The organism is Brevundimonas sp. UBA7664 (assembly GCF_002483305.1).
Lineage (GTDB): Bacteria > Pseudomonadota > Alphaproteobacteria > Caulobacterales > Caulobacteraceae > Brevundimonas.
Map to the genome: position 1 here is coordinate 21,647 of NZ_DLHQ01000050.1, position 26,068 is coordinate 47,714.

Sequence of the window (26,068 nt, forward strand, 5' to 3'; positions counted from 1 at the left end):
GTCGCGTGCAAGGAGATTTGGCGCTCCGTTTCGGTTTGTCGCAGGACCGGATAAGCTCGTTCGGAATCAGCCGCGGGGGTGCGGCGGGGGGACGAACAACATGGCTTTCTGGAACCGCCGGCGCTCGATCGACGCCATGCTGGCCCCGCACGACGGGCCGGCGTTGAAGAAGACGCTGGGCTGGCCGCATCTGATGGCCCTGGGCGTCGGGGCCATCGTCGGCACTGGCATCCTGACCCTGATCGGGGTCGGCGCCGGCCTGGCCGGGCCGGCGGTGATGATCAGCTTCGCCCTTGCGGGTCTGGTCTGCGCCTGCGCCGCCCTGGCCTATGCCGAACTGTCGACGATGATGCCGGCGGCGGGCAGCGCCTACACCTATTCCTATGCCGTGCTGGGCGAGTTGATCGCCTGGATCGTCGGCTGGAGCCTGATCCTCGAATACTCCCTGGTGGTGTCGGCGGTGGCGGTCGGCTGGTCCGGCTATGCGACCGGCTTCCTCGCCGGGATGGGCGTGGAGCTGCCCGCCATGCTGGCGGCGGGACCGCACGTCGAGGGCGGTCTGATCAACCTGCCGGCGGTGTTCATCATCGCCGTGGTGACGGGTCTGCTGCTGCTCGGCACGCGCGAGAGCGCCACGCTGAACGCCGTGCTCGTGGTCATCAAGATTGTGGCCCTGATCGCCTTCGTGGCCATCGCCCTGCCGGCCTTCGACGCCGCCAACTTCACCCCCTTCATGCCCAACGGGTTCGGATCCCCGGCCCTGCCGTTCGCGGAACAGATCACCGGCCAGCCCGTGGTCCAGACCGGGGTCATGGCGGCGGCGGCGATCATCTTCTTCGCCTTCTACGGCTTCGACGCCATCTCGACGGCGGCCGAGGAAACCAAGCGGCCCGAGCGCGATCTGGCCATCGGCATCGTCGGCTCCATGGTCGTCTGCACCGCCCTGTATCTGGTCGTCGCCGCCGCCGCCATCGGCGCCCGCCCGGTCGCCAGTTTTGCCGAAAGCCCCGAGCCGCTGGCGCTGATCCTGCGCGAGATGGGGCAGGGGACGGCGGCGCAGTGGATCGCCGTCTCGGCCGTTGTCGCACTGCCGACCGTGCTGCTGGCCTTCCTGTTCGGCCAGAGCCGCATCTTCCTCGGCATGGCCCGCGACGGCCTGCTGCCGCGCAAACTGGCCAAGGTGTCGGCGCGCGGCGTGCCGGCGGTGGTGACCATCTTCACCGCCATCGTGGTGGCGGGCCTCGCCGGCGTCATGCGGCTGGACGAGCTGGCCTCGCTGGCCAATGCCGGAACGCTGGCGGCTTTCGCGGCGGTCGGCGTCTGCCTGATCGTGCTGCGCATCCGCGACCCGCACCGCCCGCGCGTCTTCAAGGCGCCGCTGTGGTGGCTGGTCGGAGCGATCACCATCATCGGCTGCATCGTCTTCTTCTTTAGCCTGCGCGCCTCGACCCAGATGTGGTTCGTGATCTGGAACGCCATCGGCCTCGTCCTCTATTTCGGCTGGTCGGCCTGGAACTCGCGCCTGGCCAAGGGCGAGGAGACCGCCGGCTGATGGCGTTGCGCGACCTCTCCGGCGCGGTCGACTTCACCGTGCTGGAGCGGATGACCGGCGGCGACGACGGCATCACCGAGGAGGTGCTGGGCCTGTTCGTCCAGCAGGCCGCGATGTGGTCGCCGCTGCTGGACGTGCGCGAGGACGGCTGGCGCGACGGCGTGCACACCATCCGGGGGGCGGCCGCGGGCATCGGCGCGGGCGCCCTGGCGGCGGCCTGCCAGACGGCCGAGACGGCGGAGAAGGCCGCGGCGCCGCCGTTGCTGGAGCGGGTGCGCGACGCCCTGGAGATCGCGCTCGCGGACGTCGCCGCCTATCGTCACGAATTGTTGCTCAGATCACTGCGTTGACAACTTTGAGATGTCGGGCGCATCCTTTCAACGCTCACCACGGGCCATGGAGGTAGACATGCTGACGCTTTCCGCGATTGCAGCGACCATCCTGTTTGTTGCGACCCCGGCCGTGTCCCAGGATCGGGCGCTCGGCAATCCCAACTGGATCCCCGGTCAAACCCCCTCCACCCTGACCCTGTATGAGCAGTCGGGTCTTCAGGGAAACAGTGTCCTGATCGTCGAAAGCGAAGGCAATCTCTCGGGCCGGACCGCCAGCCTGCGGGCCTCGGGCGGAAGCTGGGAAGTCTGCGATCAGCACAATTTCCGCGGCGAGTGCCGGGTCGTGGATGGCTGGGCGTTGAGCCTGAACCGCGATATCGGCTTGCGGAACATACGCTCCGTGCGCCCGGTGGCGCCGGACGACACCAGCCGCAACTAACCCCGTTCGCGGTCGAACGCCGCGAACTCATGGGCGATGCAGCGGTCGATCAGCAGCCGCCAGACCGGCTCGGCGATGTCCGGCGACAGGCCGGCCGGGCCGGCGGCGGCCAGCACCTTGGCCACAACGTCCTCGATGCGGGCGTCGTCATGGACGACGGACCGGTCCGGCTTGATGCGGGCGGCGGCGTCCATGTAGCGCTGGCGTTCGGCCAGCAGGGTGACCAGGGCGCGGTCCAGCGCATCCACGCCCTGGCGCACCTCGGCCATGGAGCCGCAGGCTTCCGGCGCGGTGCGCGGATCGATGGTGACGTTATCCGACAAAGGCGCGCTCCAGCACATAGTCGCCCGGCTCGGCGTTCGAACCTTCCTTCATGCCGAAGGTTTCGAGCAGTTCGGCGGTTTCCTTGATCATGGCCATGGAGCCGCACAGCATGACCCGGTCGCGCTCGGGCGAGAAGCCGTGCGGCAGACCCAGATCGTCGAACAGGGCCCCGGACTTGATCCGGTCGGTGATCCGGCCGGCGTGTTCGAACGGCTCGCGGGTGACGGTGGGATAGTAGGTCAGCTGCGCCTTGGCCTCCTCGCCGATCAGGGGGTCGTCATGGATGCCCGAGGTGAGGAAGTCGCGGTAGGTCAGGTCGGCCTCGTGGCGCACCGTGTGGCAGACCACGACATGGCCGAACCGGCTGTAGGTGTCGGGATCGCGCGCCACGCTGAGCCAGGGCGCCAGGCCGGTGCCGGTCCCGATCAGCCACAACCGTTCGCCACCGGTCAGGGCGTCCAGCACCAGGGTGCCGGTCGGCTTCTTGCCCATCAGCACCGTATCGCCCGGCTGGATCTTCTGCAGGCGCGAGGTCAGGGGGCCGTCGGGGACCTTGATCGACAGGAACTCCAGCTGCTCGTCCCAGCCCGGGCTGGCGATGGAATAGGCGCGCAGGATGGGCTTGCCGCCGTCTTCTCCCGGCAGGCCGAGCATGACGAACTCGCCCGAGCGAAACCGGAAATCCTCGGGGCGGGCGATGGCGAAGCTGAACAGCTGGTCGGTCCAGTGGCGAACCCACAGCACTTCCAGTTCATGGAAGGCCGAGGCTTTCGCGGGCGGCGGAGAGGCGGCGACGTCGGTCATTGCGCGCTTCTTAGGGGGTGAGGGGCGAGGGGGGAAGGGATGCCGTGTCGCGCCGGACAGGCTCGGCGAGCGTCCGCCCCGATGCTGTCTTCTCGCCCCTGATCATCGCGCCCCTTCCGACCCCTGACCGTGTCATCCCGCCCCCTGTCCCGACCTCCTGCGCCCACCATTCCGTCGCCTGCGACCGAAGCTGACGTATCGATGTGTCTCTATGTACAACGGCCACAGGGGCAGGATTTTTGACGGTTCGAAACCCATCACGGCATCGGCATCCGCTTCGGCGGGCGGGTCTGGCGGCGATCTGCCGCAGGGTGGCTCGACTGTGCGGAAATTTCGGGATTCCACGGTGTACTCTCGCCCCCTCCGGCCGCTGCGCGGAATCGGGGGATGACGCCGGCCGAAACGCCCGCTAGCGTCAGCGCCATGCGCAACAAACTCCTCGCCTCCACCCTGTTCCTCGCGGCCCTGTCGCCGTTCACCGCCGTGATGGCGCAAACCGCGGACCCGGCGGTCCTGACACCCGAACGGGTGTTCGCCAATCCGTCGCTGGCCGGACCGGTGGCGCGGGGCGTCAGCCTGTCGCCGGACGGCGAGCTGGTCGCCTTCCTGCGCTCGCGCGAGGACGACGTCGATGTGCTGGACCTGTGGGCCGCGCCGACCGGTGAGGGCGAGCCGTTCAAGCTGATCGACGCGCGGGCCCTGGTCCCCGACGCCGGCGAACTGTCCGAGGCCGAGAAGGCCCGACGCGAGCGGATGCGGATCAGCCAGCGCGGCGTGGTCGAATATTCGTGGGACCAACAGGGCCGCTACATCCTGGCCCCGCTGGAGGGCGACATCTTCCTGGCCAGCCGCGAGGGCGGGGCGGTGCGCCGCCTGACCGAGACCCCGGCCGACGAGATCGACGCCAAGGTCTCGCCTCAGGGCAATTTCGTCTCCTTCGTGCGCGACCAGGACCTGGTCGTGCTGGACCTGAACGGCGACCGCGAGACCGCGGTCACCACCGACGGCGAGGGGCTGATCACCTGGGCCACGGCCGAGTTCATCGCCCAGGAAGAGATGGACCGGGACACCGGCTACTGGTGGAGCCCGGACGAGCGCTACATCGCCCTGCAGCGCACGGACGAGAGCACGGTCGACATCGTGCCCCGTCTGGACATCACTGGCGGCGGCGCCTCCGTGGTCGAGCAGCGCTATCCGCGCGCCGGCCGCCCCAATGCCGTGGTCGAGCTGTATGTCCACGATCGTCAGGGCGGCGAGCGGGTCAAGGTCGACCTGGGCTCGAATCCCGACATCTACCTGGCCCGCGTGAACTGGTCGGCGGACGGCCGCACCCTCTATGTCCAGCGCCAGTCGCGCGACCAGAAGACCCTGGACCTGCTCAGCGTCGATCCGGCCACGGGCGCGTCACGCGTGATCGTGACCCAGCGGTCCGACGCCTGGGTGTCGCTGAACAATGACTTCCGCGCCCTCGAGAATGGCGACTTCATCTGGGCCTCGGAAGAGAGCGGGTGGAAGCATCTATATCTGTACAATCGCGACGGCCGCCGGCTGCGCGCGATCACGAGCGGCGAGTGGCCGGTCAAGTCGCTGGACGGGGTCAACCAGCAGACCGGCGAGGTCTTCTTCACCGCCTCGATGCGCGACGGCCGCGAGCTGCCGATCGAACAGCAGATGTTCCGCGCCAGCCTGCGCCGGACCGTGACGCCGACGCCGGTGACGCCCGCCGGCGGCTGGTGGTCGGCCTCGATGAACCGCACGGGCACGGCCTATGTCGGCAACTACACCGACATGGATACGCCGGCGCAGTCGGGCCTCTATCGCGCCGACGGGACCTTCGTGCGCTGGATCGAGGAGAACCGGCTGGACGCCGACCATCCGATGTATCCCTACGTCTCCCGGCGTGGCGAGACGACCTTCGGCACGCTGGAAAGCCATGGCGAGACCCTGGTCTGGCAGATGACCACGCCGCCGGGCTTCGATCCGTCGAGACAGTATCCGGTGGTCATGCAGGTGTATGGCGGGCCGGGCGGCGGCGGGGTCAAGAAGGGCTGGCAGTCATCGACCAGCCAGCTGCTGACCGAGGCCGGCTATATCGTCTTCCGCCTCGACAACCGCGGCGAGGGCCTGCGCTCGGCGGCGTTCAAACAGGCGCTGTATCTGAAGATGGGTCAGCCCGAGATCGAGGATCAGGTGCTGGCGGCGAACTATCTGCGGTCGCTGCCCTATGTCGCCGACGACCGCATCGCCATGATGGGCTGGTCCTATGGCGGCTTCATGAGCCTGATGGCCCTGACCGAGCCGGACATGGGCCTGGCCTCGGCCATCGTCGGCGCGCCGCCGACCGAGTGGAGCCTGTACGACACCCACTACACCGAACGCTTCATGTCGACGCCCGAGGCGAACGTCGCAGGCTACGCCGCCTCGGACGCCATTCCGCGGCTGCCGAACCTGACCGGGCGGATGCTGCTGCTGCACGGCATGGCCGACGACAACGTCATCCTCGAGAACACCACGCGGGTGATGGACGCCATGCAAGCGTCGTCCATCCCGTTCGAACTGATGCTCTTCCCCGGCCAGCGCCACGGCGTGCGGGGCAATGAAAGGCAGCTGATGCAATGGCGGACGTATCTGGACTTCCTCGATCGCACGATCGGGACTCGAGCGCCGGCAGCACAGGACTGATCGCGTAATCAACGATACTTCGGGGGGCCGGGTGATGCGTTTCAACAGGATGGGGCTCGGCGCCCTTGCCTTGGCGGCGTCCGTGGCGCTGGGCGGCTGTATTGTTATCGAGGCGCCAGACCGCGACATGGTCTGGGCCGAGGCCAGCCCGGCCTGGACTGGCGACAGGGCGGGCGAGCCCGATCGCTCGGAAGCCCACCTCGCGGGCAACACGCCGGCGCAGGTAGCCACCAACAGCGTCTTGGCCTGGGGCAGGCACGACCCGGACGCGGTTGTGCTGTGGGCTAGTGGATCAGGTATTTCGGGAATGCCCGTCCTTCTCAAGGACAACATCGAAACCGCCGACATGCCGACCACGGCCGGGTCGCTGGCGCTGGTCGACAACGCGCCTGGCCGGGACGCGCCGCTGGTCGCCCGTCTGCGCGAGGCCGGGGCCGTGATCCTCGGCAAGACCAATCTGTCGGAATGGGCCAATATCCGGTCGTCGAACTCGACCAGCGGCTGGAGCGCCGTAGGCGGGCTGACGCGCAACCCCCATGCGCTGGACCGCAACACCTGCGGCTCGTCCTCGGGCAGCGGAGCGGCGGTGGCGGCGGGACTGGCGCCGGCGGCGATCGGGACCGAGACGGACGGGTCGATCACCTGCCCGGCGGCCATCAACGGCATCGTCGGCTTCAAGCCGACGGTCGGTCTGGTCAGCCGCACCCACATCGTGCCGATCAGCCATTCCCAGGACACGGCCGGACCGATGACGCTGACGGTCGAGGACGCGGCCATCGTGCTGACGGTCATCGCCGGCAGCGATCCGCTGGATCCCGCGACGGTCGAGGCCGACGCGCGCAAGGTCGATTATCGCGCGGCGCTGGACGCGGGGTCGCTGCGCGGGACGCGGATCGGGGTGATGCGCTGGCCCTCGGGCTACAACGCCGCGACCCTGGCGGTGTTCGAGACCAATCTTCAGGTGCTGCGCGACGCCGGCGCGGTGCTGGTCGACATCACCGAGGCGCCGTCGGACGAAGGGGCGATGGGCGCGGCCGAACTGACGGTGCTGCTGACCGAGCTGAAGGTCGACCTGAACGCTTATCTGGCCTCGACCCGGCCCGACCAGGTGCGGACCCGGACCCTGGCCGACGTGATCGCCTTCAACGAAGCGGAGCCGCGCGAACTGGCCCTGTTCGGGCAGGAGCTGTTCCTGCTCGCGGAGCAGACCGGCGGCCTGGACGATCCGGCTTACATCGAGGCGCGGGCGACGTCGCTGCGGCTGGCCGGGGCGGAGGGGATCGACAAGCTGCTGCGCGAGCATCGGGTCGTCGCCCTGATCGCGCCGACGACCGGCCCGGCCTGGACCACGGATGTGGTCAACGGCGACCATTACGGCGGCGCGGTGTCGACCATGCCGGCCATCGCCGGCTATCCGCATCTGACCGTGCCCATGGGCTTCGTCCGCGGCCTGCCCGTCGGTATGAGCTTCATCGGCGGCCAGTGGGAGGACGCCCGGATCCTGTCGCTGGGCTACGCCTTCGAGCAGCTGACGCAAGCCCGTCGCAGCCCCACATTCGCCCGGACCGTGGACGTGATGGACGAGACGGCGCCGCTGCTGGCCCCCGTGCACTGAGACGACCCGAGAGACAGGAACCGGCCCCAAGGGCGGCCGTTGGAGGCCGATGGAAAAGCAGTTCGTCAAATTCGCCACGGCGACGGCCAAGGTGGCCGGCAAGCCCTGGACCTTTATCGCCTGCCTGGCGATCGTGCTGACCTGGGCCGTCTCCGGTCCGGTCTTCAACTTCAGCGAGACCTGGCAGTTGATCATCAACACCGGCACGACGGTGATCACCTTCCTGATGGTGTTCCTGATCCAGAACACCCAGAACCGCGACGGCGCGGCGATCCACGCCAAGCTGGACGAACTGGTGTTCGCGGTGAAGCAGGCTGATGACCGCTTCATCGGCATCGAACACCTGACCGAGCTCGAACTGGATGCGATCCTGAGGGAGGTCGAGGGCCGCGGCCTGGCCGTGCAGGCGGGCAAGCCGGCCCGCGCCCTTCCCGGCAAACGCGCGCGGGCGGAAGCGATCGAGGACGCGCAGCCGAAGAAGGCCAGCCCGCGTCGCACCGCTGGAACGAAGACGAGGACCAAGTCGTGACAGGCCTCGTCGCCAACGTCGTCGGCACCCTCGCGGCCCTGTGTTCGATCACCAGTTTCGCCCCGCAGATGATCAAGATCTGGAAGGAGCGTGACGCATCGGCGGTGTCGCTGAAGACCTATTCCCTGACGGTGACCTGCTTCGTGCTGTGGACGGCCTATGGCGTTCTGACCACGGCCTGGCCGGTCACCATCGCCAATGCCTGCGCCCTCGTCATGGCCTCCGGGGTGCTGGCGATGAAGTGGCGGTTCAGCGACACCCGGCCCCGCTGAGCTCAGCGGGCGGCGGCCGCCTGGGCGGCGTGGACGAGGGCGATGATCCGGTCCGCGGCCTCGTCGGCCGAGCAGGCGGCGGCGTCGATGCGCAGCTCCGGCGCCTCGGGCGCCTCATAGGGGCTGTCGATGCCGGTGAAATGGCTCAACTGGCCGGCCCGGGCCTTGGCGTAGAGCCCCTTGACGTCCCGCGCCTCGGCCACCGCCAGCGGTACATCGACGAAGACCTCGACGAACTCGCCGGGCTCCATCAGCTCGCGCGCCATGCGGCGTTCCTCGCGGAAGGGCGAGATGAAGGAGACCAGCACGATCAGGCCCGCGTCCGTCATCAGCCGCGCCACCTCGGCCACCCGGCGGACGTTCTCGACCCGGTCGGCGTCGGTGAAGCCGAGGTCGCGGTTCAGGCCGTGGCGGACATTGTCCCCATCCAGCAGGACCGAATGCAGGCCCTCGGCGAGCAGCCGCTGCTCGACCTGGTTGGCGATGGTCGACTTGCCAGCGCCGGACAGGCCGGTGAACCACAGCACCAGCGGCGACTGGCGTTTGAGGGCCGCGCGGTCGGCCCGGCTGACGCTCAAGGCCTGCGGCCGGACATTGGCCGACCGGCGAAGGGCGAAGCGGATCATGCCGGCCCCGGCGGTCTCGTTGTTCATCCGGTCGATCAGGATGAAGCCGCCGAGATCGCGGTTGGCGGCATAGGGTTCGAAGGCGACGGGGGCGTCCAGCGCCAGGGTGCACAGGCCGATGTCGTTCAGCGTCAGGGTCGGGGTGGCCAGGCGCTCGCCGGTATCGACATTGACCTTGTGGCGCAGGTCGCTGATCCGGGCCGGGACCGTGGTCGCGCCGAGCTTGAGCCAGTAGGACCGGCCCGGCAGCAGGGGGCGGTCCGACATCCACACCAGATGAGCCTCGAACTGGTCCGCGACCTGAGGCGGGGCGCCGGCGGCGGCGATCAGGTCGCCGCGCGAGACGTCGACGTCCGGGGTCAGGGTCAGGGTCACGGACTGGCCGGTCCGGGCCTCGTCGAGGTCCCCGTCCAGGGCGACGATGCGTTCGATCGCGGCGCTCACGCCCGACGGCAGGATGCGGACGGCGTCGCCGGGCCGGGCGACGCCGGCCACGATCCGGCCCGCGACTCCACGGAAGTCCGCGTTGGGCCGGTTGACCCCCTGCACTGTCATTCGCAGCGGGCCGGACGTGGTCTCGGCCAGGCTGACTGTCTGGAGATGCGCCATCAGACCCGGACCGGTGTACCAGGATGTCAGGTCGCCCGCCGCCGAGATGTTCTCGCCCGAACGGGCACAGGTCGGGATGGCGATGATATCGGTCAGGCCGATCGGGTCGGCGAAGGCGCGGTAGTCATCGACGATCGCGTCGAACCGGTCCTGCGACCCCTCGACCAGATCCATCTTGTTGACCGCCAGCACGACGCGCCGGACCCCCAGCAGGGCCAGCAGCCGGCTGTGCCGCCGCGTCTGGGTCAGCACCCCCTTGCGGGCGTCGATCAGCACGATGGCCAGGTCGGCCGTCGAGGCGGCGGTGACCATGTTGCGGGTGTACTGCTCGTGTCCCGGGGTGTCGGCGAGCACGAAGCGGCGCTCGCCGATGTCGAAGAAGCGATAGGCGACGTCGATGGTGATGCCCTGCTCGCGCTCGGCCGACAGGCCGTCGACGAGGAAGGACAGGTCCAGCGCGCCGTCGAGATCGGGCAGGGCCGCGATCTGATCGGAGGGAATGGCGCCGGCGTCGTACAGCAGGCGGCCGATCAGGGTCGATTTGCCGTCGTCGACCGAGCCGCAGGTGATCAGCCGGACGATCTCGCGGGGGCCGGTATCGTGAACGGGGGCCATCAGAAATAGCCCTCGCGCTTCTTCTGCTCCATCGAGGCGGATGGGTCGTGGTCGATGGCCCGCCCCTGGCGTTCGGACACCAGCGCCTCGCGGACCTCGCGCACCACGGCGTCGAGGGTGTCGGCGTCGCTGTCGACGGCGGCGGTCAGAGGCCAGCAGCCAAGGGTGCGGAAGCGGACCCGTCGCATCCGGGCGGCCTCGCCGGGCCGCAGGGGCATGCGCGCGTCGTCCAGCATCAGCAGGGCGCCGTTACGCTCGATGATCGGCCGTTCGGCGGCGAAATAGAGCGAGGGCAGGGCGAGGTTCTCACGCTGGATGTAGCGCCAGACGTCCAATTCGATCCAGTTCGACAGGGGAAAGACCCGCACCGACTCCCCATCGCTGAGGCGGGTGTTGTAGAGGCTCCACAGTTCGGGGCGCTGGCGTTTGGGGTCCCAGCCGTGCGCCGCCGTGCGGACCGAGACGATGCGCTCCTTGGCCCGGCTCTTCTCCTCGTCACGACGCGCGCCCCCGAAGGCGGCGTCGAACCCGTGCAGGTCCAGCGCCTGTTTCAGCCCCTGGGTCTTCCACAGGTCGGTATGGACATTGGCTCCGTGATCGAACGGGTTGATCCCGTCCGCCTCAGCCTCGGGGTTGCGGTGGACCAGCAGCCGCATGCCAGCCGTCGCCGCGGCCTTGTCGCGGAAGGCGTACATCTCGCGGAATTTCCACATCGTATCGACGTGAAGCAGGGGGAAGGGCGGGACGGCCGGGAAGAAGGCCTTGCGCGCGAGGTGCAGCAAGACCGCCGAGTCCTTGCCGCCGGAAAACAGCAGCACCGGCCGTTCGCACTCGGCGACGACTTCCCGGAAGATATGAATGGCCTCGGCTTCCAGTGAGCCCAGGACGTCGTCGTGCAGCCGCATGGGTCAGCTTTGGCCCCGGAATCGCGCGGCGCCAAGCCTCACGCGGGAATGACCGCGGTGGTCTCGATCTCGACCCGCGCTGCGTCCTCGATCAGGCCCTTGACCTCAACCACGGCCATGGCGGGGTAGTGGGGCCCGATCCGCTCGCGCCAGGCGGCGCCGATGTCGCGCAGGGCGGCGAGATATTCGCGCTTGTCGACCACGTACCAGGTCATGCGGACGATGTGCTCGGGGCCCGCGCCCGCTTCGGCGAGGACGGCGAGCGTATTGTCTATCGTCTGGCGGAACTGGGCGGCGAAACCGTCAGGGAAGGCGCCGGCCGTGTTCCAGCCGATCTGGCCGGCGACGAAGACCGTCCGACCGGTCGCCTCTATTCCGTTGGAATAGCCTTTGGGCCGGGGCCAGCCTTCGGGCAGCAGGACGCGGTTCACGAGACACTCTCCACGAAGGGGGCGATCCGGGCGCGCAGGGCGTCGGGCCAGGGCTCCGGCTTCAGCGACTCGCCGACATAGACGATGGTCTGGATCGCCTCGAAGCGGAGGTCGGCCCCGGCCGAAATGCGGTGGCGCAGGGTGCAGGACGCGCCACCCAGTCTTGTGACAGACAGGGCGAAGGTCAGAACGTCCTCCAGCCGGGATGGCGCAATGAAGCGCGCCTCAACAGCGGCGGTGGGTACGCTTACGTGGCGGTTGACGTGCAGTTCGCGGAACGAGGCCTCAAGCGGGCCGGCGAACCAGTCCTCGACCACCCCGTTCAGCATCTCGAAATAGCGCGGGAAGAAGACGATGCCGGCCGCGTCGCAGTCGGCGAAGCGGACGCGGCGTTCGCTCGTGAAGACCTGAACCGTCATGTCGGCTCCTTGAGCCGGAAACGCTGCAGCTTGCCGGTCTGGGTCTTGGGCAGGGCGTCCACGAAGTCGAGGGCGCGGGGGTATTTGTAGGGGGCGATGACGCTCTTCACATGGTCCTGCAGGGCGACCCTGAGGCCGTCGGAGGCGGCGTGGTCGGAGTTCAGCACCACGAAGGCCTTCACGATCTGGCCGCGCTCAGGGTCGGTTGCGCCGATGACGGCGGCCTCGGCCACGGCCGGGTGGCGCAGCAGGGCGTGCTCCACCTCGGGTGCGCCGATATTGTAGCCGGAGGAGATGATCATGTCGTCGGACCGGGCGACGAACCAGAAATAGCCGTCCTCATCCAGCCGGTAGACGTCGCCGGTCAGGTTCCAGCCGTCCTGGACATAGGCCGCCTGCCGGTCGTCATCGAGATAGCGGCAGCCCGTGGGGCCGCGCACAGCGAGGCGACCGGTCTCGCCCGGCGGCAGGGGCTGGCCATCGGCGTCAATGATGCGAGCCTCATAACCCGGCACGGCCTTGCCGGTGGCGCCGGGGCGGATGTCGTCGCCGCGGGCCGAGATGAAGACGTGGATCATCTCGGTGGAGCCGATGCCGTCGATGATGCGGACGCCGGTGGCCTCATGCCAGGCATCCGAGGTGGCGGCCGGCAGGGCCTCGCCGGCCGAGACGCAGGTGCGCAACGAGGACAGGTCGTGGTCGCCGGCCAGTTTCAGCAAGGCGCGATAGCCGGTCGGGGCGGTGAACAGGGCGGTGGCCTTGTGTCGGGCGATGGTCTCGGCGAGGGCGTCGAAGCCGGGCCGGGGCGCGAAGGCGGTGGCGGCGCCGACGGCGGCCGGGAAGACGACCAGCCCTCCCAGGCCGAAGGTGAAGGCGATCGGCGGGGTGCCGACGGCGATGTCGTCCTTCGTCAGGCCGACGATATGCCGGGCGAAGGTGTCGGCCATGGCGAGGATGTCGCGATGGAAATGGACGCAGCCCTTGGGCTTGCCCGTCGTGCCCGAGGTGAAGGCGATCAGGGCGGGGTCGTCGGCGGCCGTGTCGACGGGGTCGAAGCGGATGCCGGCGGGTTGGGAGCGGGCGGCGGCCTGGAGCATGGCGGAATCCATGACGTGCTTCAGGGTCGTCGCCGTCGCCGTCGCCTGCGCCTCCGCCACCGCTTCGGCGAGGGAGGCGTAGACCAGGGCATGGCTGATCCGGGCCTTGTCGATCACGGTCGCCAATTCGGCGGCGCGGAGCATGGGCATGGTGGCGACGACCACGCCGCCGGCCTTGAGGATCGCGAACCACGCCAGCACCGTCCAGGCGCTGTTCGGGCCGTGCAGCAGGACCCGGTTGCCGGGAACCAGACCCATGTCCTCGACCAGCACCCGCGCCATGCGGCTGGAGATCATGTCGACCCGGGCCCAGGAGAATTCGTGGTCATGGTCGATCAGGGCGCGGGCGTCGGGGCCGACGGCGGCAAGGGCCCGGCGCAGCAGTTCGACGCCCGCATTGAGCTGTTCGGGATAGGACAGCTCGGCCCGGTCGAAGACGAGGTCCGGCTGCTGATCCGCCGGCGGCAGATGATCAAGGACGAACCGGTCGATGTGCGCGCTGGTCCCCATCAGACGCCTCCCGCAAGGCCCGCCAGCACCTGCCGGGCGATGACGATCTTCTGGACCTCGGAGGCCCCCTCATAGATGCGCAGGGCGCGGATCTCGCGGTAGAGGCGTTCGACCGGATGGCCCGAGACGACGCCAAGGCCGCCGAACAGCTGGACGGCCGCGTCGATGACCTGCTGCGCCTCGTCAGTGGCGTAGAGCTTGGCCATGGCGGCCTCGCGGGTGATGCGCGGCGCGCCCTGGTCCTTGAGCCATGCGGCGCGGTAGATCAGCAGGGCCGAGGCGTCGATCTTCAGCGCCATGTCGGCGAGCGAGGCCTGGACCAGTTGCAGGTCGCTCATCGGCGCGCCGAACAGCCGGCGGGCGGAGGTGCGGGCCGCGGCCTCGTCAAGGGCGCGGCGCGAGAAGCCGAGGGCGGCGGCGGCGACCGTGGAGCGGAACACGTCGAGCGTGGCCATGGCGATGCGGAAGCCCTCGCCCGGCGTGCCGAGGAGGCGGTCGCCGTCGATGCGGCAGCCGTTGAACCGGATCGTCGCCAGCGGATGCGGGGCCATCAGGGGGATGCGCTCGACCACCTCGAAACCCGGCGCGTCGGCGTCGACGACGAAGGCGCTCAGCCCCTTGGCCCCGGGCGCCTCGCCGGTGCGGGCGAAGACGGTGTAGCGGTCGGCGAGGCCGCCGTTGGAGATGAAGGTCTTGGTCCCATCGAGGACCCAGCCGTCGCCGTCCCGGCGCGCGCCGGTCGACAGGGCGGCGACGTCGGAGCCGGCGTCGGGTTCGGACAGGGCGAAGGCAGCGATGGTCCGACCCGCCGCGACGCCGGGCAGCCACCGGGCCTTCTGGTCCTCCGTACCGAAAAGGCTGATCGGACCGGAGCCGAGGCCCTGCATGGCGAAGACGAAGTCGGCGAGGCCCGAGCGGCGGGCGAGGGTCTCGCGTGTCAGGCACAGGGTGCGGACGTCGAGCTTGCCGTGGGCGTCGGGGACGGCGTTGTTCAGCCAGCCGCCCTCGGCCAGGGCCTTGAGGATGGTGCGGCAATCGCCGTCGAGGTCGTGGTCGCCGTGCAGGTTCACCGCATCGGTGCGGTCCGCCCAGGCGTCGAGATCGGCGGCGAAGGCGCGGTGGCGGTCGTCGAAGAAGGGCCAGTCGAGGAAGGTGCGGTCGGCCATGACTCAGTTCCCCTCGAACACCGGCTCGCGCTTGGCGGCGAAGGCCTCATAGGCGCGGCGGAAGTCGTTGGTCTGCATGCAGATGGCCTGGGCCTGGGCCTCGGACTCGATGGCGGCGTCGAGACTCATGTCCCATTCGACGTTGAGCTGGTTCTTGGTGATCCCGTGGGCGAAGGTCGGGCCCTTCGCGAGCGACAGCGCCAGTTCTCGGGCGGCGTCCATCAGGCCGTCCGGCTCGACCAGCCGGTTGTGGAAGCCCCAGCGCTCGCCTTCGTCGGCGGTCATGACGCGGCCGGTGAACAGCAGCTCCGACGCCCGGCCCTGGCCGATCTGGCGGGGCAGGATGGCGCAGGCGCCCATGTCGCAGCCGGCCAGGCCGACGCGGGTGAACAGGAAGGCGGTCTTCGTCCGCGGCGTGGCGAGGCGCAGGTCCGAGGCCATGGCCATGATGGCCCCGGCCCCGACGCAGACCCCGTCCAGCGCCGCGATGACCGGCTGGGGGCAGCCGCGCATCGCCTTGACCAGATCGCCGGTCATGCGGGTGAAGACCAGCAACTCGGGCATGGCCATCTCGGTCAGCGGGCCGATGATCTCGTGCACGTCGCCGCCCGACGAGAAATTGCCGCCCGCGCCGGTGACGATCACCACCTTGCAGTCATCGGCGTGGACCAGGGCGCGGAACAGATCGCGCATCTCGGCGTAGGACTCGAACGTCAGCGGGTTCTTCCGCTCGGGCCGGTTCAGGGTCAGGGTCGCGACGCCGTCGTCGTCGACCGACCAGAGGAAATGGGCCGCCTTGTAGTCGCGCGCCTTCATCCGTTCAGCTCCTCGTGCCCAGTTCTTCGGGGGTGGTGGCGTGAAGCGACCGCTTGGTGCGCTCCAGCAGGCGGGTCAGATCGTCGGCCTCGGCCGCGGTCAGATCGGCGAACAGGGCCTCGATCCAGCGTTCGTGGGCGCGGGCCATGGCGGCGAAACGGGCGTCGCCCTCTGCGGTCAGGCGCACGCGTTGCACCCTTCGATCGGCGCCGGGCAGGTGCTCGATCAGTCCGTCGGCCTTGAGCCGCTGGGCCAGGCCGGTGACATTGCCGTTGGAGACCATCAGCATGCGTGAGACCTCGCCCATGGTCAGACCGGCGTCGCCGGCGCGGTCGAGCGCCGACAACATGTCGAACCGGGGCAGGGTCGAGCCGAACTCGTCGCGCAGCCGCTGGGCGATGGTCTGTTCGATGGTGGTGGCGCAGGTCAGCAGGCGCAGCCACAGGCGCAGGGAGCGTTTGCCGTCCGGCGCGCCGCCGAGACGGTCAGGCAGAGAGGCGAGGGCCGGGTTCACAGCTCGCCGCCCGCGACCGGCACCGCCGCGCCGTTGACGCCCGAGGCGCCGGCGCCGCAGAGCCAGACGATGGTCTGGGCCACCTCGTCGGGGGTGATCAGCCGGCCCTGCGGGTTGGATGCGGCGAGGGCGGCGCGGGCTTCGTCCGCCGTCCGTCCGGTCTTGGCGGTGATGGACTCTATGGAGCGTGCGACAAGCTCGGTTTCGGTGAAGCCGGGGCAAACGGCGTTGACGGTGACGCCCTTCGACGCGACCTCCAGCGCCAGTGCGCGGGTCAGGCCGACGAGGCCGTGCTTGGCCGCGACATAGGCCGAGACATAGGCGTAGCCCTTGAGCCCGGCGGTCGAGGCGACGTTGATGATGCGGCCCCACCGGCGGGTCAGCATGCCAGGCAGGACCAGACGGGCGGCCTCGGCCGGCGCTTCGAGGTTGAGGGCCAGCATGGCTCGCAAGGCGTCGGCGTCGGTCTTGAGGAAGGGAGCCGAGGTCGCGGCGCCGGCGTTGTTGATCAGGATGTCGATCGGTCCGAAACGGTCGCGGCCCGCCTCGATGGCGGCGGCCAACATATCGGGATCGGTGACGTCGGCGGGGGCGGCGAAGGCGAGGTCGCCGATGCGGTCGGCGGTCTCGGCCAGGCGGACGACGTGGCGGCCGATCAGGGTCACCTGGCAGCCCGCCTCGGCCAACCGTTCGGCGGTGGCGCGGCCGATGCCGGAGCCGGCTCCGGTGACCACGGCGTGATGTCCGGTGAGGCTCATACCGGTCCCGCCTGCTGCTGCTTCTCGAGATTGCGGGCCAACTGGGCGAAGCCGGCGAGGTACTGGACCGGCGGTTTCTGCCCGCGCCATCCGAGCTCGGCGGCGGCGCGCAGGCTCCAGTTCGGATCGGCCAGATGCGGCCGGGCGAGGGCGCACAGGTCGGCGCGGCCGGCGGCGAGGATGCTGTTCACGTGGTCGGTCTCATAGATGTTGCCGACGGCCATGGTGGCGACGCCCGCCTCGTTGCGGATGCGATCGCTGAAGGGGGTCTGGAACATGCGGCCATAGACGGGCCGCGCTTCTTCCGAGGTCTGGCCCGCCGAGACATCGATCAGGTCGCAGCCCGCCTCGGCGAAGGCGCGGGCGATGGCGACCGAGTCGTCGGGCGTGAGACCGTCGTCGACCCAGTCGGTGGCGGACAGGCGCACGGACATCGGCTTGTCGTCGGGCCAGACGGCGCGCATGGCGGCGAAGACCTCGAGCGGGAAGCGCAGCCGGTTCTCGACGGAGCCGCCGTAGTCGTCGGTGCGGTGGTTCGAGACCGGCGTGAGGAAGGATGACAGCAGGTAACCGTGGGCCCCGTGCAGCTCGACCATGTCGAACCCGGCCTCGTGGGCCCAGGCCGTAGCGCGGACGAAGTCGTCGCGGACGCGGTCCATGTCGGCGCGGGTCATCTCCCGCGGGATCTGGTCTTCAACCGACCACGGAATGGCGGAGGCGGCGATCAGGGGCCAGCCGTCCTCCAGCGGCTGATCGGCGCGCGGTCCCCAGGGCCGTTCGACCGAGCCCTTGCGACCCGCGTGGGCCAGCTGGATGGCGATGCGGGACCCCTGGGCGTGAACGAAGTCGACGATCCGTTTCCAGGCGTCGCGGTGGTCCGGGCGGTACATGCCGGCGCAGCCGGGGGTGATACGGCCATCGGCCGAGACGTCGGTCATCTCGGTGAAGACCAGACCGGCGCCGCCCAGGGCGCGGGCGCCCAGATGGACGAGGTGGAAGTCACCGACCATCCCTTCCTCGGCCGAGTACATACACATGGGCGAGACGACGACGCGGTTGGGCAGGGTCAGGCCGCGCAGACGCAGGGGCGCGAACATCGGCGCGGGGGGATCGTCCGTAGGCGGAGCGCCGGCGTTGGCCGCGAACCAGCGCTCGACACCGGTCAGGAAATCGCGGTCGCGCAGGCGCAGGTTTTCATGGCTGACGCGCTGGCTGCGGGTCAGCAGGCTGTAGGCGAACTGCAGCGGTTCGAGATCGACATATCGGTCAACGGTCTCGAACCATTCGGTGGAGTTGCGGGCGGCGCTCTGCAGCTTCAGCACCTCGACGCGCCGCTCGGCCTCATAGGCGGCGAGGCCTGCATCCAGATCATCGGCCTCCGTCAGCGTCTCGGCGAGGCGGATGGCGTCCTCGAAGGCCAGCTTGGTCCCCGAGCCGATGGAGAAATGGGCAGTGTGGGCGGCGTCGCCCAGCAGCACCACCTTGCCGTCGCGCCAGTTGGAACAGGCGACGCGCGGGAAGTTGAGCCAGGCCGATCCGCGCAGGTGTCTGGCGTTGCTCATCAGGGCGTGGCCGCCCAGCCAGTCGGCGAACAGGCCTTCCGCCGCGCAGCAGGTCTGGTCCCGGTCCATGGCGTCGAAGCCGAGGCCGCGCCAGGTCGTCTCGGTGCATTCGACGATGAAGGTCGAGGCCCCCGGCTCGAACTGGTAGGCGTGGGCCCAGATCCAGCCGTGCGGGGTCTCGACGAAGGCAAAGGTGAAGGCGTCGAAAGACTGTTTCGTGCCCAGCCAGATGTATTTGTTGGTGCGCACGTCGATGTCGACGCCGAAAGTCTCGGGGTTGTCGTTGCGGATCCGGCTGTTCAGGCCGTCGGCGGCGACGACCACATCAGCCGGCAGGGCGCGGATGTCGGCGATCTCGCTCTCGAAGCGCAGGTCCACGCCCAGCGATCGGGCGCGGTTCTGCAGCAGGGTCAGCAGCTTCTGGCGGCCGATGCCGGCGAAGCCGTGGCCGCCCGAACGGATGGTCTGGCCGTGGATGTGGACGTCGATGTCGTCCCAGTGGACGAAGGCGGCCTCGATCGTTGCGGCGGTCTCGGGATCATTGGCCTTGAGATTGGCGAGTGTCTGGTCCGAGAAGACCACGCCCCAGCCGAAGGTGTCGTCGGGTCGGTTGCGTTCATGCACGACAACCTCGAGCGAGGGATCGCGCAGCTTGAGCGAGATGGCGAGGTACAGGCCGCCCGGCCCGGCCCCCACCACGGCGATGCTTCTGACAGCCTGATCCGACAACATATTTTAAGCTTGAAACAAAATCCGGCGATAGTCCAGAACTGGTTGGGCGGGTAGCCGAACCCGGTCCGACCGGGCAGGGTGGATGGATGACGGACAGAACTGAGACGCCGTTGGTCGCGGGGGTGGAACTGGGCGGCACCAAGGTCGTCTGCCTGCTGGCGAGCGGTCCGGGTGACATCCGCGAGCACGTGCGCATCCCGACCACGACGCCGGAAGTGACCTTGGCTGGCATCGCCGCGGTGCTGGAGCGTTGGCGATCCGGTCCGGGGTTCGCGGCCCTCGGCGTGGCCAGCTTCGGTCCGCTGGAGCTGGACGACCGCTCGCCGCGCTTCGGCCAGATCATCGCCACGCCCAAGCCGGGCTGGACCGGATGTGCGCTGACCGCGCTGGGCGAGGGCCTGGCCGTGCCCTTGGCCATCGACACCGACGTTAACGGGGCAGCCCTGGCGGAGGGGCGTTGGGGCGCGGCGCGTGGGCTGCGCAGCTATGCCTACGTCACCGTCGGGACGGGGATCGGCGTCGGTTCGATCGTCGACGGCCGGTCGGTGCGGGGGCTGGGCCATTCCGAGGCGGGCCACCTGCGGGTCGGACGGCTGAAGGGCGACGACTGGCCGGGCGTCTGCCCCTATCACGGTGATTGCGTCGAAGGCCTCGCCTCGGGCCCGGCGGTGGCGGCGCGGGCGGGCCGGCCGGGCGATGCGCTTGATCCTGACGATCCCGCCTGGACCATGGTCGTCCACGCCTTGGGCGGACTGTTGCACAACCTGGTCCTCACCACGGCGCCGGAGCGCATCCTGATCGGCGGCGGGGTTGCGGACGGGCAGGGATGGCTGTTCCCGCGTCTGCGCGCTGCCCTGGTCGACAGTCTCGCGGGCTACGCCACGGCAGACCGGATCGCGGCCGACCTCGAGGCCTTCGTGCAGCCGCCCGGGCTGGGGGCCCTGGCCGGTCCCCTGGGCGCGATCGCCCTGGCCCACAAAGCCTTGTCGGAGGGGCCGCTCAGCCGCCGGTGAACATGGCCCGGTCGGCCCTGACCGCCTCGACGATCATCGCCGTCACGGCGCGGATGCGGGCGAGGGGCTTGAGGTCGGCGTGGGTCACCATCCAGAGGCTGCGGTCCAGATGCACGGCGTCCGGAAGGACGCGGCGCAGGCCGGCTTCGCGGGCGGCGATGAAGTCGGGCAGGACGCAAAGGCCCGCGCCGGCGAGGGCGGCCTGGAGCTGGGCGATCAGGTTGGAGCTCTGCAGGGCGACATGGATGTCGACGTCCGGCGCCTGCATATAGTCGAGCTCGGGCGCATAGAGCAGGTCGCCGATATAGCCGATGAACCGGTGACCGGCCATGTCGGCGCGGGTGCGGATCGGCGGCCGGGCGTCGAGGTAGGCCGGGGCGGCGTACAGGCTGAGGCCATAGTCGGTCAGCTTGCGCGAAATCAGCCGGCCCTCGCGCGGGGCGCTGAGCGTCACGGCGATGTCGGCCTCGCGCTTGGACAGGCTGAGCACGCCGGAGATGGCGACCAGCTGGATGTCCAGTCCGGGGTGCCGGTCGGCGAGTGTCGCCATCAGGGGCGCCAGAACATAGCTGCCGAACCCTTCGGGCGCGCCGATGCGGACCGTGCCGGTCAGGGCCTGGTCGGCCTCACCCAGCTGGCTGGCGGCCAGCAGGGTCAGGCTCTCGATCTTCTCGGCGGTCGGCATCAGCCGTTCGCCGTGCGGGGTCAGGGCGTAGCCCTGCGGGCTGCGATCAAACAGGCGGGCGCCCAGTCCGTCCTCCAGGGCCGCGATGCGGCGGGCCACGGTCGTGTGGTCCATGCCGACCCGGGCTGCGGCCGTGGTCAGCCGCCCCGTGCGCGCCACGGCCAGAAAGGCGCGGAGGTCGTTCCAGTTGAAGTCGGCCACAATCCGCTCCTGTGCAAAAATGCACAATGATTGCTCAAGTCTTGGCATCGTCAGGACAGAAAAGCCATGACATATCGTCGTCATCCGAACGTCTCCGTTCCAAGGACACCGTCATGGCCTTCGACTCCGCCGCCTATACGCCCGCCATCCGGACCGCTATTCCCACGCCGACAGCCGCGCTGATCGACGCGTTCGACGCTCCCTGCCCAATCTGGGCGGCCGAGAACCCGGACCGCGCCCTGGCGTTGCTGTTCGTGGCCCCGCGCGATTGCGCGGCCGTGGATGTCCTCGTCTCGCTGTAAGCGGAAAGCCTGCCCATGACCGTTTCCCAGCCGCCGCTTCCCCAACTGCCCGATCCGACCGTCGTGGCCGAGACCCTGACCACCCTGATGCAGAACGCCGCCGCCGCGGTGCGAACCACCATGGCCCAGGCCGCCACGCCTTGCGCTCTACCCTACGATCCGACGACGCTGACGCGGGCGATGATCGACTTCAACACCGCGGTGATGACCCAGCCGGCGGCGCTGTTCGAGGCCCAGGCGAAGAACTGGACCGACTGGACCGCCCTGTGGCGCACCATGGGCGAGCGGGCCATGGGCCAGGAGACTTCCCCGGTCGCGGCGCCGGTCAAGGGCGACCGCCGCTTTTCGGACCCCGCCTGGAGCGACGAGCCGGTCTACGACTATCTGAAACAGGCCTATCTGCTGGCCGCGCGCCAGCTGCAGGATTTCGTCGCCGCCGCCCCGGTCGATGACGCGACCCGCGCCCAGGTCGATTTCGCCAGCCGCCAGATGATGAACGCCCTGGCGCCGACCAACTTCCCGCACACCAATCCGCAGGTGGCCCGTCGCACCATCGAGAGCGGTGGTCTGAGCCTGATGACGGGTCTGTCGAACCTGCTGGAAGATGTCGGCAAGGGGCAGGGGCTGGTCAGCCGTCGCGCGCCCAACGACTTCGAACTGGGCGTCAACGTCGCCGCCACGCCGGGTGCGGTGGTGTTCAAGAACGACCTGATGGAGCTGATCCAGTATGCGGCGACGACCGACAAGGTCTATCGCCGTCCGCTGCTGTTCGTGCCGCCACTGGTCAACAAATACTACCTGTTCGACCTCACGCCGAAGGCCAGCTACCTGAAATGGCTGGTGGATCAGGGGCACACCGTCTTCGTCATCTCCTGGGCCAATCCGGACGAGAGCCACGCCGACAACGGTCTGGACGCCTATGTGAAGGATGGCGTTGTCGCCGCGCTGGACGCCGTCCAACTGGCCACGGGCGAGGCGGACGCGGATCTGGTTTCCTACTGCCTCGGCGGCACGCTCTCGGCCATGACGCTGGCCTATCTGGCCGCGACAGATCGCGCCGATCGAGTTTCCTCGGCGACCCTGATCGCCACCCTCGTCGACTTTGGCGACATGGGCGAATGGTCGGTGTTCACGAGCGAGCAGGACCTGAACGCCTTCGACCGCTATCTCGACGACAAGGGCTATGTCGAGGCCCACGACCTGACCAAGCTGTTCTCGGCGGTGCGGGCCAACGACCTGATCTGGTCGTCGGTGGTGAACCACTATCTGCTGGGCGACGAGGCGCGCGCCTCGGACCTGCTGTGGTGGTTCGATGACGGCTCGCGCATCCCGGCCCGGATGCTCAAGGAATACGGCCGCCAGATCCTGCGCGGGAACCAGCTCAAGGACGGCGGAGTCGCGATCGACGGCGTGACGCTGGACCTCAAGGCCATCGAGACCCCGGTGATGATCGTGGCCCTGAAGGACGACCATGTCTCGGCGTGGAAGAACACCTATGCCGGGCGCGCCTTCTTCGGCGGGCCGACGCGGTTCCTGCTGGGCGGCTCGGGCCACAATGCGGGGATGATCAATCCGCCGGCGGCCAACAAGCACGGCTACTGGACCAATGACGACGCTCCGGCCGACGCCGAGGCCTGGCTGGCCGGCGCCGAGCAGAAGACCGGATCATGGTGGCCGGAATGGCAGGGCTGGCTTGACGCCGCCGCGGCCGACGACAAGGTCAAGGCGCGCAAGGTCGGTTCCGGCAAGCTCAAGGCCGGCGTCGCCGCCCCGGGCGACTACGTCCGCGTTCGGCACTAGAGGGTCCGCCGGCCGGACCGGCTATCTCTGAGCCGGGTCAGCCTGGTCCAGCATCCGCTCCAGCGTCGCCAGCTCATCCGCTTCCTTCGCCGGCTTGTCCCAACGAATCCGGCTGATCCGGGGGAAGCGCATCGCGACACCGGACTTGTGGCGTTTCGATCGCTGCAGGCCCTCGAACGCCACCTCCAGCACCAGGCCGAACTCGCGGCTCGCCCGCACCGATCGCACCGGGCCAAACCGTTCGACGGTGTTGTCGCGCACGAATTTGTCCAGATGTTTGAGCTCCTCGTCGGTGAAGCCGAAATAGGCCTTGCCCACCGGCGTCAGCACATGGGCGCCGTCGGCGTCCTCGGTCCAGACGCCGAAGGTGAAGTCCGAATAGAAGCTGGACCGCTTGCCGTGCCCCCGCTGGGCGTACATCAGCACGGCGTCGATCAGATGCGGATCTCGCTTCCATTTGAACCACGGCCCCTTGGGCCGGCCCGCCTCATAGACGCTGTCGAGCCGTTTCAGCATCAGCCCTTCCGCCGCCTGCGGGTCTCCCGCGGGCGGCGCGGCGCGCAGGGCCGCGAGCTCGTCCCACGATGCGAAGGACTGGAGCGGCGACAGGTCGATGCGTTTGGAAGCGATCGCGGCGACGAAGGCCTCCAGCCGCGCGCGCCGTTCGACGAAGGCCAGCCCCCGCAGGTCGACCCCGTCCGCCGCCAGCAGGTCGTAGGCGCGGATGCCGGCGGGATGGGCTGTCATCACCTTCGGATCCGCCGCCTTTCGGTTGAGGCGCTGCTGAAGGTCGCCGAAGGACGCGACACGCCCGTCCCGCAGCACCAGCAGTTCGCCGTCGATCACGCCCTCGTAGGTCAGGGTCTCCACCACATCGGGGAAGGCCGCCGAGACATCCTCGCCGGTCCGGCTGTACAGGCGCTTCACCCCGCCCTCGCTGACCGCCTGGACGCGGATGCCGTCCCATTTCCATTCCGCGGCGTAGGCGGCGGGGTCCAGTTTCGGGAAATCCGCCTCGTCGATAGGCTGGGCCAGCATGACCGGGCGGAAGCGGCCGTGCGCATCGGCCGAAGGACGCTCGGCCTTGCCGTCCAGCCAGGCGAGGAGGTCGGCATAGGGCGGGGCCTGGGCGTGCCAGACCTCCTGGATGTCGGCGACCTCGACCTCGCCGAAGTCGGCCGCGGCCTGCCAGGCGAGGCGCGCCGAGACGCCGACCCGCAGGCTCCCGGTCACCAGCTTCAGCAGAGCCCAGCGGCCGTCGGCGTCCAGGGCGTCCAGCCAGCCTTCGATCAGGCCCCGCACCTCGCCCCGTTTCGCCTCTCTGAGGGCGTCAACCACCTCGGACAGATCGGGTTCACGGTTGGCTCCGTGACGGGCGGGCCAGATCAGGGCGACGGTCTCGGCCAGATCGCCCACATAGTCGTAGGACAGCCGGAACAGCTCCGGATCGACGCGGCCTTCCACCGCCTGTCGGATCATGGCCGGCTTGGCGGCGTTGAACGACAGGGCGCCGGTCAGGGCGGCGAGGGCCCAGCCCCGGTCGGGGTCCGGCGCATCGGCCAGGTGATCACGGATCAGCCGCAGTTTGACGTTGCGCGACGCCGTCAACGACAGCCGATCCAGCAGGGCCGCGAAGGCGCGCATCAGTCGTCGTCCTCGTCCTCATAGCCCACCAGATGCAGCGCCCGCGCGGTGAGGCCGTTCAGTTCGGCCCAGCGCCGAAGGGCGTCGTCGCGGCCATGAGTGATCCACACCTCCCGCGGCGACAGCTCCTTCAGGGTGTCGGTCAGTTCGTCCCAGTCGGCGTGGTCCGACAGGACGAGAGGCAGCTCCACCCCCCGCTGCCGCGCCCGCGCGCGCACGCTCATCCAGCCCGAGGCGAAGGCCGTGACCGGATCGGGAAAGCGGCGGCTCCAGCGGTCGGCGAGGGCCGACGGCGGGGCGATGATGATGCGTCCCGCGAAATCGGCCTTGGACCCGGTCGCCGGCGCCAGCGGTCCCAGCATGACGCCGAAATGCTCGTACAGCCGGTTCAACCGTTCGAGGGCGCCGTGGACATAGATGGTCTCGTCATAGCCCGCCTCGCGCAGCAGGCGGATCACCCGCTGCGCCTTGCCCAGGGCGTAGGCGCCGACCAGATGGGCGCGCTCGGGGAACTGCCGCACCGAATGCAGCAGCCGTCCGATCTCCTGGGTATCTGGCGGATGGCGGAACACCGGCAGGCCGAAGGTGGCTTCGGTGATGAAGACATCGCTGGGCACCGGCTCGAACGGGACGCAGGTCGGATCGCGGCGGCGCTTGTAGTCGCCCGAGGCCGTCACCGTCAGCCCGCCCTGCCGCACCGTCGCCTGGGCCGAGCCCAGCACATGGCCGGCCGGGGACAGGGTCACCTCGGCTCCGCCCACCATCAGCCGCTCGCCATAGGCCAGTGGTTGAACACTCGTGGCGAAGTCGCGGCCGTAGCGCTCGCCCATGATGGCGAGGGTTTCGGGCGTCGCCAGCACCGCGCCGTGGCCGGCGCGGGCATGGTCGGCATGGCCGTGGGTGATGACCGCACGGTCCACGGGGCGCGGGGGGTCGATGAAGAAAGCGCCCGCCGGACACCAGAGGCCGTCCGGTGTCGGCCGCAGAATCGCGCTCAGTTCCGGGGCGACGGCGGACTTCAGCGGTCGCCCCCGGTCATCCACACGACCTGTCCCGACAAGCACGGACCCATCGCCATCCTGATCATCACAACCTCCATCCGAAATTGATCAAG

25 protein-coding genes are annotated in these 26,068 nt (G+C 69.3%); 10 read left to right on the forward strand and 15 right to left on the reverse strand.

The window, feature by feature from the left end; translation table 11 throughout:
- The first annotated feature begins 100 nt into the window (after positions 1-100).
- From B2742_RS11770 to B2742_RS11780, 3 genes are read left to right on the forward strand one after another with little or no spacing between them, the layout of a single operon-like run.
- Complete coding sequence (locus tag B2742_RS11770; protein ID WP_292066474.1) at positions 101-1,552, forward strand: amino acid permease; 1,452 nt, start codon at positions 101-103, stop codon at positions 1,550-1,552.
- Positions 1,552-1,902 carry an Hpt domain-containing protein gene (locus B2742_RS11775; RefSeq protein WP_292066475.1) on the forward strand — a complete coding sequence of 117 codons (351 nt, stop codon included), beginning with the start codon at positions 1,552-1,554 and terminating at the stop codon, positions 1,900-1,902. The genes B2742_RS11770 and B2742_RS11775 overlap by 1 nt, the downstream gene beginning before the upstream one ends.
- Before the next feature lie 58 nt (positions 1,903-1,960).
- Positions 1,961-2,323 carry a beta/gamma crystallin-related protein gene (locus B2742_RS11780; RefSeq protein ID WP_292066478.1) on the forward strand — a complete coding sequence of 121 codons (363 nt, stop codon included), beginning with the start codon at positions 1,961-1,963 and terminating at the stop codon, positions 2,321-2,323.
- On the opposite strand, the gene B2742_RS11785 is transcribed toward B2742_RS11780, so the two are convergent.
- Both B2742_RS11785 and B2742_RS11790 read right to left on the reverse strand, forming a co-directional pair.
- Positions 2,320-2,664 (reverse strand): chorismate mutase, encoded by a 345-nt coding sequence (locus tag B2742_RS11785; RefSeq protein ID WP_292066480.1) that lies wholly within the window; start codon positions 2,662-2,664, stop codon positions 2,320-2,322. The genes B2742_RS11780 and B2742_RS11785 overlap by 4 nt on opposite strands.
- On the reverse strand, positions 2,636-3,451 hold the full coding sequence (locus tag B2742_RS11790; RefSeq protein ID WP_292066482.1) for a ferredoxin--NADP reductase: 816 nt from the start codon (positions 3,449-3,451) through the stop codon (positions 2,636-2,638). The genes B2742_RS11785 and B2742_RS11790 overlap by 29 nt, the downstream gene beginning before the upstream one ends.
- A gap of 423 nt (positions 3,452-3,874) precedes the next feature.
- On the opposite strand from B2742_RS11790, the gene B2742_RS11795 reads away from it, so the two are divergent.
- The 4 genes from B2742_RS11795 to B2742_RS11810 are packed head-to-tail and all read left to right on the forward strand — an operon-like array spanning position 3,875 to position 8,549.
- Entirely contained in the window at positions 3,875-6,133 is a 2,259-nt protein-coding gene (locus tag B2742_RS11795; RefSeq protein WP_292066485.1) for a S9 family peptidase, read from the forward strand.
- Positions 6,134-6,167: 34 nt separating this feature from the next.
- A complete protein-coding gene (locus B2742_RS11800) occupies positions 6,168-7,748 on the forward strand; it encodes an amidase (protein ID WP_292066487.1) in 1,581 nt (526 codons plus the stop codon).
- A gap of 49 nt (positions 7,749-7,797) precedes the next feature.
- Positions 7,798-8,277 (forward strand): low affinity iron permease family protein, encoded by a 480-nt coding sequence (locus tag B2742_RS11805; RefSeq protein ID WP_292066489.1) that lies wholly within the window; start codon positions 7,798-7,800, stop codon positions 8,275-8,277.
- Positions 8,274-8,549 (forward strand): SemiSWEET family sugar transporter, encoded by a 276-nt coding sequence (locus B2742_RS11810; protein ID WP_292066491.1) that lies wholly within the window; start codon positions 8,274-8,276, stop codon positions 8,547-8,549. Before B2742_RS11805 ends, B2742_RS11810 begins: the two co-directional genes overlap by 4 nt.
- Before the next feature lie 2 nt (positions 8,550-8,551).
- On the opposite strand, the gene cysC is transcribed toward B2742_RS11810, so the two are convergent.
- Genes cysC through B2742_RS11860 form a run of 10 tightly spaced genes read right to left on the reverse strand, consistent with a single transcriptional unit; the run spans position 8,552 to position 19,309 of the window.
- The gene (cysC, locus tag B2742_RS11815) at positions 8,552-10,399 is read right to left on the reverse strand and encodes an adenylyl-sulfate kinase (RefSeq protein WP_292066493.1); all 1,848 of its coding nucleotides are present in this window, start codon (positions 10,397-10,399) and stop codon (positions 8,552-8,554) included.
- Entirely contained in the window at positions 10,399-11,304 is a 906-nt protein-coding gene (gene cysD, locus B2742_RS11820) for a sulfate adenylyltransferase subunit CysD (protein WP_292066495.1), read from the reverse strand. Before cysD ends, cysC begins: the two co-directional genes overlap by 1 nt.
- 38 nt (positions 11,305-11,342) lie before the next feature.
- Positions 11,343-11,735 carry a RidA family protein gene (locus B2742_RS11825; protein ID WP_292066498.1) on the reverse strand — a complete coding sequence of 131 codons (393 nt, stop codon included), beginning with the start codon at positions 11,733-11,735 and terminating at the stop codon, positions 11,343-11,345.
- Positions 11,732-12,154 (reverse strand): acyl-CoA thioesterase, encoded by a 423-nt coding sequence (locus B2742_RS11830; protein ID WP_292066501.1) that lies wholly within the window; start codon positions 12,152-12,154, stop codon positions 11,732-11,734. The genes B2742_RS11825 and B2742_RS11830 overlap by 4 nt, the downstream gene beginning before the upstream one ends.
- Entirely contained in the window at positions 12,151-13,761 is a 1,611-nt protein-coding gene (locus tag B2742_RS11835; RefSeq protein WP_292066503.1) for an AMP-binding protein, read from the reverse strand. The genes B2742_RS11830 and B2742_RS11835 overlap by 4 nt, the downstream gene beginning before the upstream one ends.
- A complete protein-coding gene (locus tag B2742_RS11840; RefSeq protein ID WP_292066506.1) occupies positions 13,761-14,927 on the reverse strand; it encodes an acyl-CoA dehydrogenase family protein in 1,167 nt (388 codons plus the stop codon). The genes B2742_RS11835 and B2742_RS11840 overlap by 1 nt, the downstream gene beginning before the upstream one ends.
- Before the next feature lie 3 nt (positions 14,928-14,930).
- Complete coding sequence (locus tag B2742_RS11845; protein ID WP_292066508.1) at positions 14,931-15,743, reverse strand: enoyl-CoA hydratase family protein; 813 nt, start codon at positions 15,741-15,743, stop codon at positions 14,931-14,933.
- 4 nt (positions 15,744-15,747) lie between these two features.
- The gene (locus B2742_RS11850; RefSeq protein ID WP_292066510.1) at positions 15,748-16,257 is read right to left on the reverse strand and encodes a MarR family winged helix-turn-helix transcriptional regulator; all 510 of its coding nucleotides are present in this window, start codon (positions 16,255-16,257) and stop codon (positions 15,748-15,750) included.
- A complete protein-coding gene (locus tag B2742_RS11855; protein ID WP_292066513.1) occupies positions 16,254-17,015 on the reverse strand; it encodes an SDR family NAD(P)-dependent oxidoreductase in 762 nt (253 codons plus the stop codon). Before B2742_RS11855 ends, B2742_RS11850 begins: the two co-directional genes overlap by 4 nt.
- Positions 17,012-19,309, reverse strand: a complete 2,298-nt coding sequence (locus B2742_RS11860; protein WP_292066514.1) for a bifunctional salicylyl-CoA 5-hydroxylase/oxidoreductase — start codon at positions 19,307-19,309, stop codon at positions 17,012-17,014. Before B2742_RS11860 ends, B2742_RS11855 begins: the two co-directional genes overlap by 4 nt.
- Positions 19,310-19,395: 86 nt before the next feature.
- Between B2742_RS11860 and B2742_RS11865 the strand changes: the two genes are divergently transcribed.
- Complete coding sequence (locus B2742_RS11865; protein WP_292066515.1) at positions 19,396-20,322, forward strand: ROK family protein; 927 nt, start codon at positions 19,396-19,398, stop codon at positions 20,320-20,322.
- Here the strand turns inward: B2742_RS11865 and B2742_RS11870 are convergent.
- Positions 20,309-21,208, reverse strand: coding sequence for a LysR family transcriptional regulator (locus B2742_RS11870; protein WP_292066518.1), 900 nt, complete (start codon positions 21,206-21,208; stop codon positions 20,309-20,311). The two genes, B2742_RS11865 and B2742_RS11870, sit on opposite strands and share 14 nt — an antisense overlap.
- Positions 21,209-21,321: 113 nt before the next feature.
- Between B2742_RS11870 and B2742_RS11875 the strand changes: the two genes are divergently transcribed.
- Both B2742_RS11875 and B2742_RS11880 read left to right on the forward strand, forming a co-directional pair.
- On the forward strand, positions 21,322-21,510 hold the full coding sequence (locus B2742_RS11875) for a hypothetical protein (protein WP_292066520.1): 189 nt from the start codon (positions 21,322-21,324) through the stop codon (positions 21,508-21,510).
- A 15-nt stretch (positions 21,511-21,525) separates the two neighbouring features.
- Positions 21,526-23,310 (forward strand): PHA/PHB synthase family protein, encoded by a 1,785-nt coding sequence (locus tag B2742_RS11880; protein ID WP_292066522.1) that lies wholly within the window; start codon positions 21,526-21,528, stop codon positions 23,308-23,310.
- A gap of 21 nt (positions 23,311-23,331) precedes the next feature.
- Here the strand turns inward: B2742_RS11880 and B2742_RS11885 are convergent, their stop codons facing one another.
- Entirely contained in the window at positions 23,332-24,954 is a 1,623-nt protein-coding gene (locus B2742_RS11885) for a cisplatin damage response ATP-dependent DNA ligase (RefSeq protein ID WP_292066523.1), read from the reverse strand.
- Complete coding sequence (locus B2742_RS11890) at positions 24,954-26,018, reverse strand: ligase-associated DNA damage response exonuclease (RefSeq protein ID WP_414633063.1); 1,065 nt, start codon at positions 26,016-26,018, stop codon at positions 24,954-24,956. Before B2742_RS11890 ends, B2742_RS11885 begins: the two co-directional genes overlap by 1 nt.
- Positions 26,019-26,068: the final 50 nt, after the last annotated feature.

Bases quoted from the DNA above. Each gene is read 5' to 3' on its own strand.
- B2742_RS11800 (WP_292066487.1), top strand. From the start codon at position 6,168: ATGCGTTTCAACAGGATGGGGCTCGGCGCCCTTGCCTTGGCGGCGTCC.
- B2742_RS11805 (WP_292066489.1), top strand. From the start codon at position 7,798: ATGGAAAAGCAGTTCGTCAAATTCGCCACGGCGACGGCCAAGGTGGCC.
- B2742_RS11865 (WP_292066515.1), top strand. From the start codon at position 19,396: ATGACGGACAGAACTGAGACGCCGTTGGTCGCGGGGGTGGAACTGGGC.
- B2742_RS11795 (WP_292066485.1), top strand. From the start codon at position 3,875: ATGCGCAACAAACTCCTCGCCTCCACCCTGTTCCTCGCGGCCCTGTCG.
- B2742_RS11880 (WP_292066522.1), top strand. From the start codon at position 21,526: ATGACCGTTTCCCAGCCGCCGCTTCCCCAACTGCCCGATCCGACCGTC.
- B2742_RS11855 (WP_292066513.1), bottom strand. From the start codon at position 17,015: ATGAGCCTCACCGGACATCACGCCGTGGTCACCGGAGCCGGCTCCGGC.
- B2742_RS11835 (WP_292066503.1), bottom strand. From the start codon at position 13,761: ATGGGGACCAGCGCGCACATCGACCGGTTCGTCCTTGATCATCTGCCG.
- B2742_RS11785 (WP_292066480.1), bottom strand. From the start codon at position 2,664: ATGTGCTGGAGCGCGCCTTTGTCGGATAACGTCACCATCGATCCGCGC.
- B2742_RS11770 (WP_292066474.1), top strand. From the start codon at position 101: ATGGCTTTCTGGAACCGCCGGCGCTCGATCGACGCCATGCTGGCCCCG.
- cysD (WP_292066495.1), bottom strand. From the start codon at position 11,304: ATGCGGCTGCACGACGACGTCCTGGGCTCACTGGAAGCCGAGGCCATT.
- B2742_RS11780 (WP_292066478.1), top strand. From the start codon at position 1,961: ATGCTGACGCTTTCCGCGATTGCAGCGACCATCCTGTTTGTTGCGACC.
- B2742_RS11875 (WP_292066520.1), top strand. From the start codon at position 21,322: ATGGCCTTCGACTCCGCCGCCTATACGCCCGCCATCCGGACCGCTATT.
- B2742_RS11860 (WP_292066514.1), bottom strand. From the start codon at position 19,309: ATGTTGTCGGATCAGGCTGTCAGAAGCATCGCCGTGGTGGGGGCCGGG.
- cysC (WP_292066493.1), bottom strand. From the start codon at position 10,399: ATGGCCCCCGTTCACGATACCGGCCCCCGCGAGATCGTCCGGCTGATC.
- B2742_RS11790 (WP_292066482.1), bottom strand. From the start codon at position 3,451: ATGACCGACGTCGCCGCCTCTCCGCCGCCCGCGAAAGCCTCGGCCTTC.
- B2742_RS11840 (WP_292066506.1), bottom strand. From the start codon at position 14,927: ATGGCCGACCGCACCTTCCTCGACTGGCCCTTCTTCGACGACCGCCAC.
- B2742_RS11775 (WP_292066475.1), top strand. From the start codon at position 1,552: ATGGCGTTGCGCGACCTCTCCGGCGCGGTCGACTTCACCGTGCTGGAG.
- B2742_RS11845 (WP_292066508.1), bottom strand. From the start codon at position 15,743: ATGAAGGCGCGCGACTACAAGGCGGCCCATTTCCTCTGGTCGGTCGAC.
- B2742_RS11885 (WP_292066523.1), bottom strand. From the start codon at position 24,954: ATGCGCGCCTTCGCGGCCCTGCTGGATCGGCTGTCGTTGACGGCGTCG.
- B2742_RS11830 (WP_292066501.1), bottom strand. From the start codon at position 12,154: ATGACGGTTCAGGTCTTCACGAGCGAACGCCGCGTCCGCTTCGCCGAC.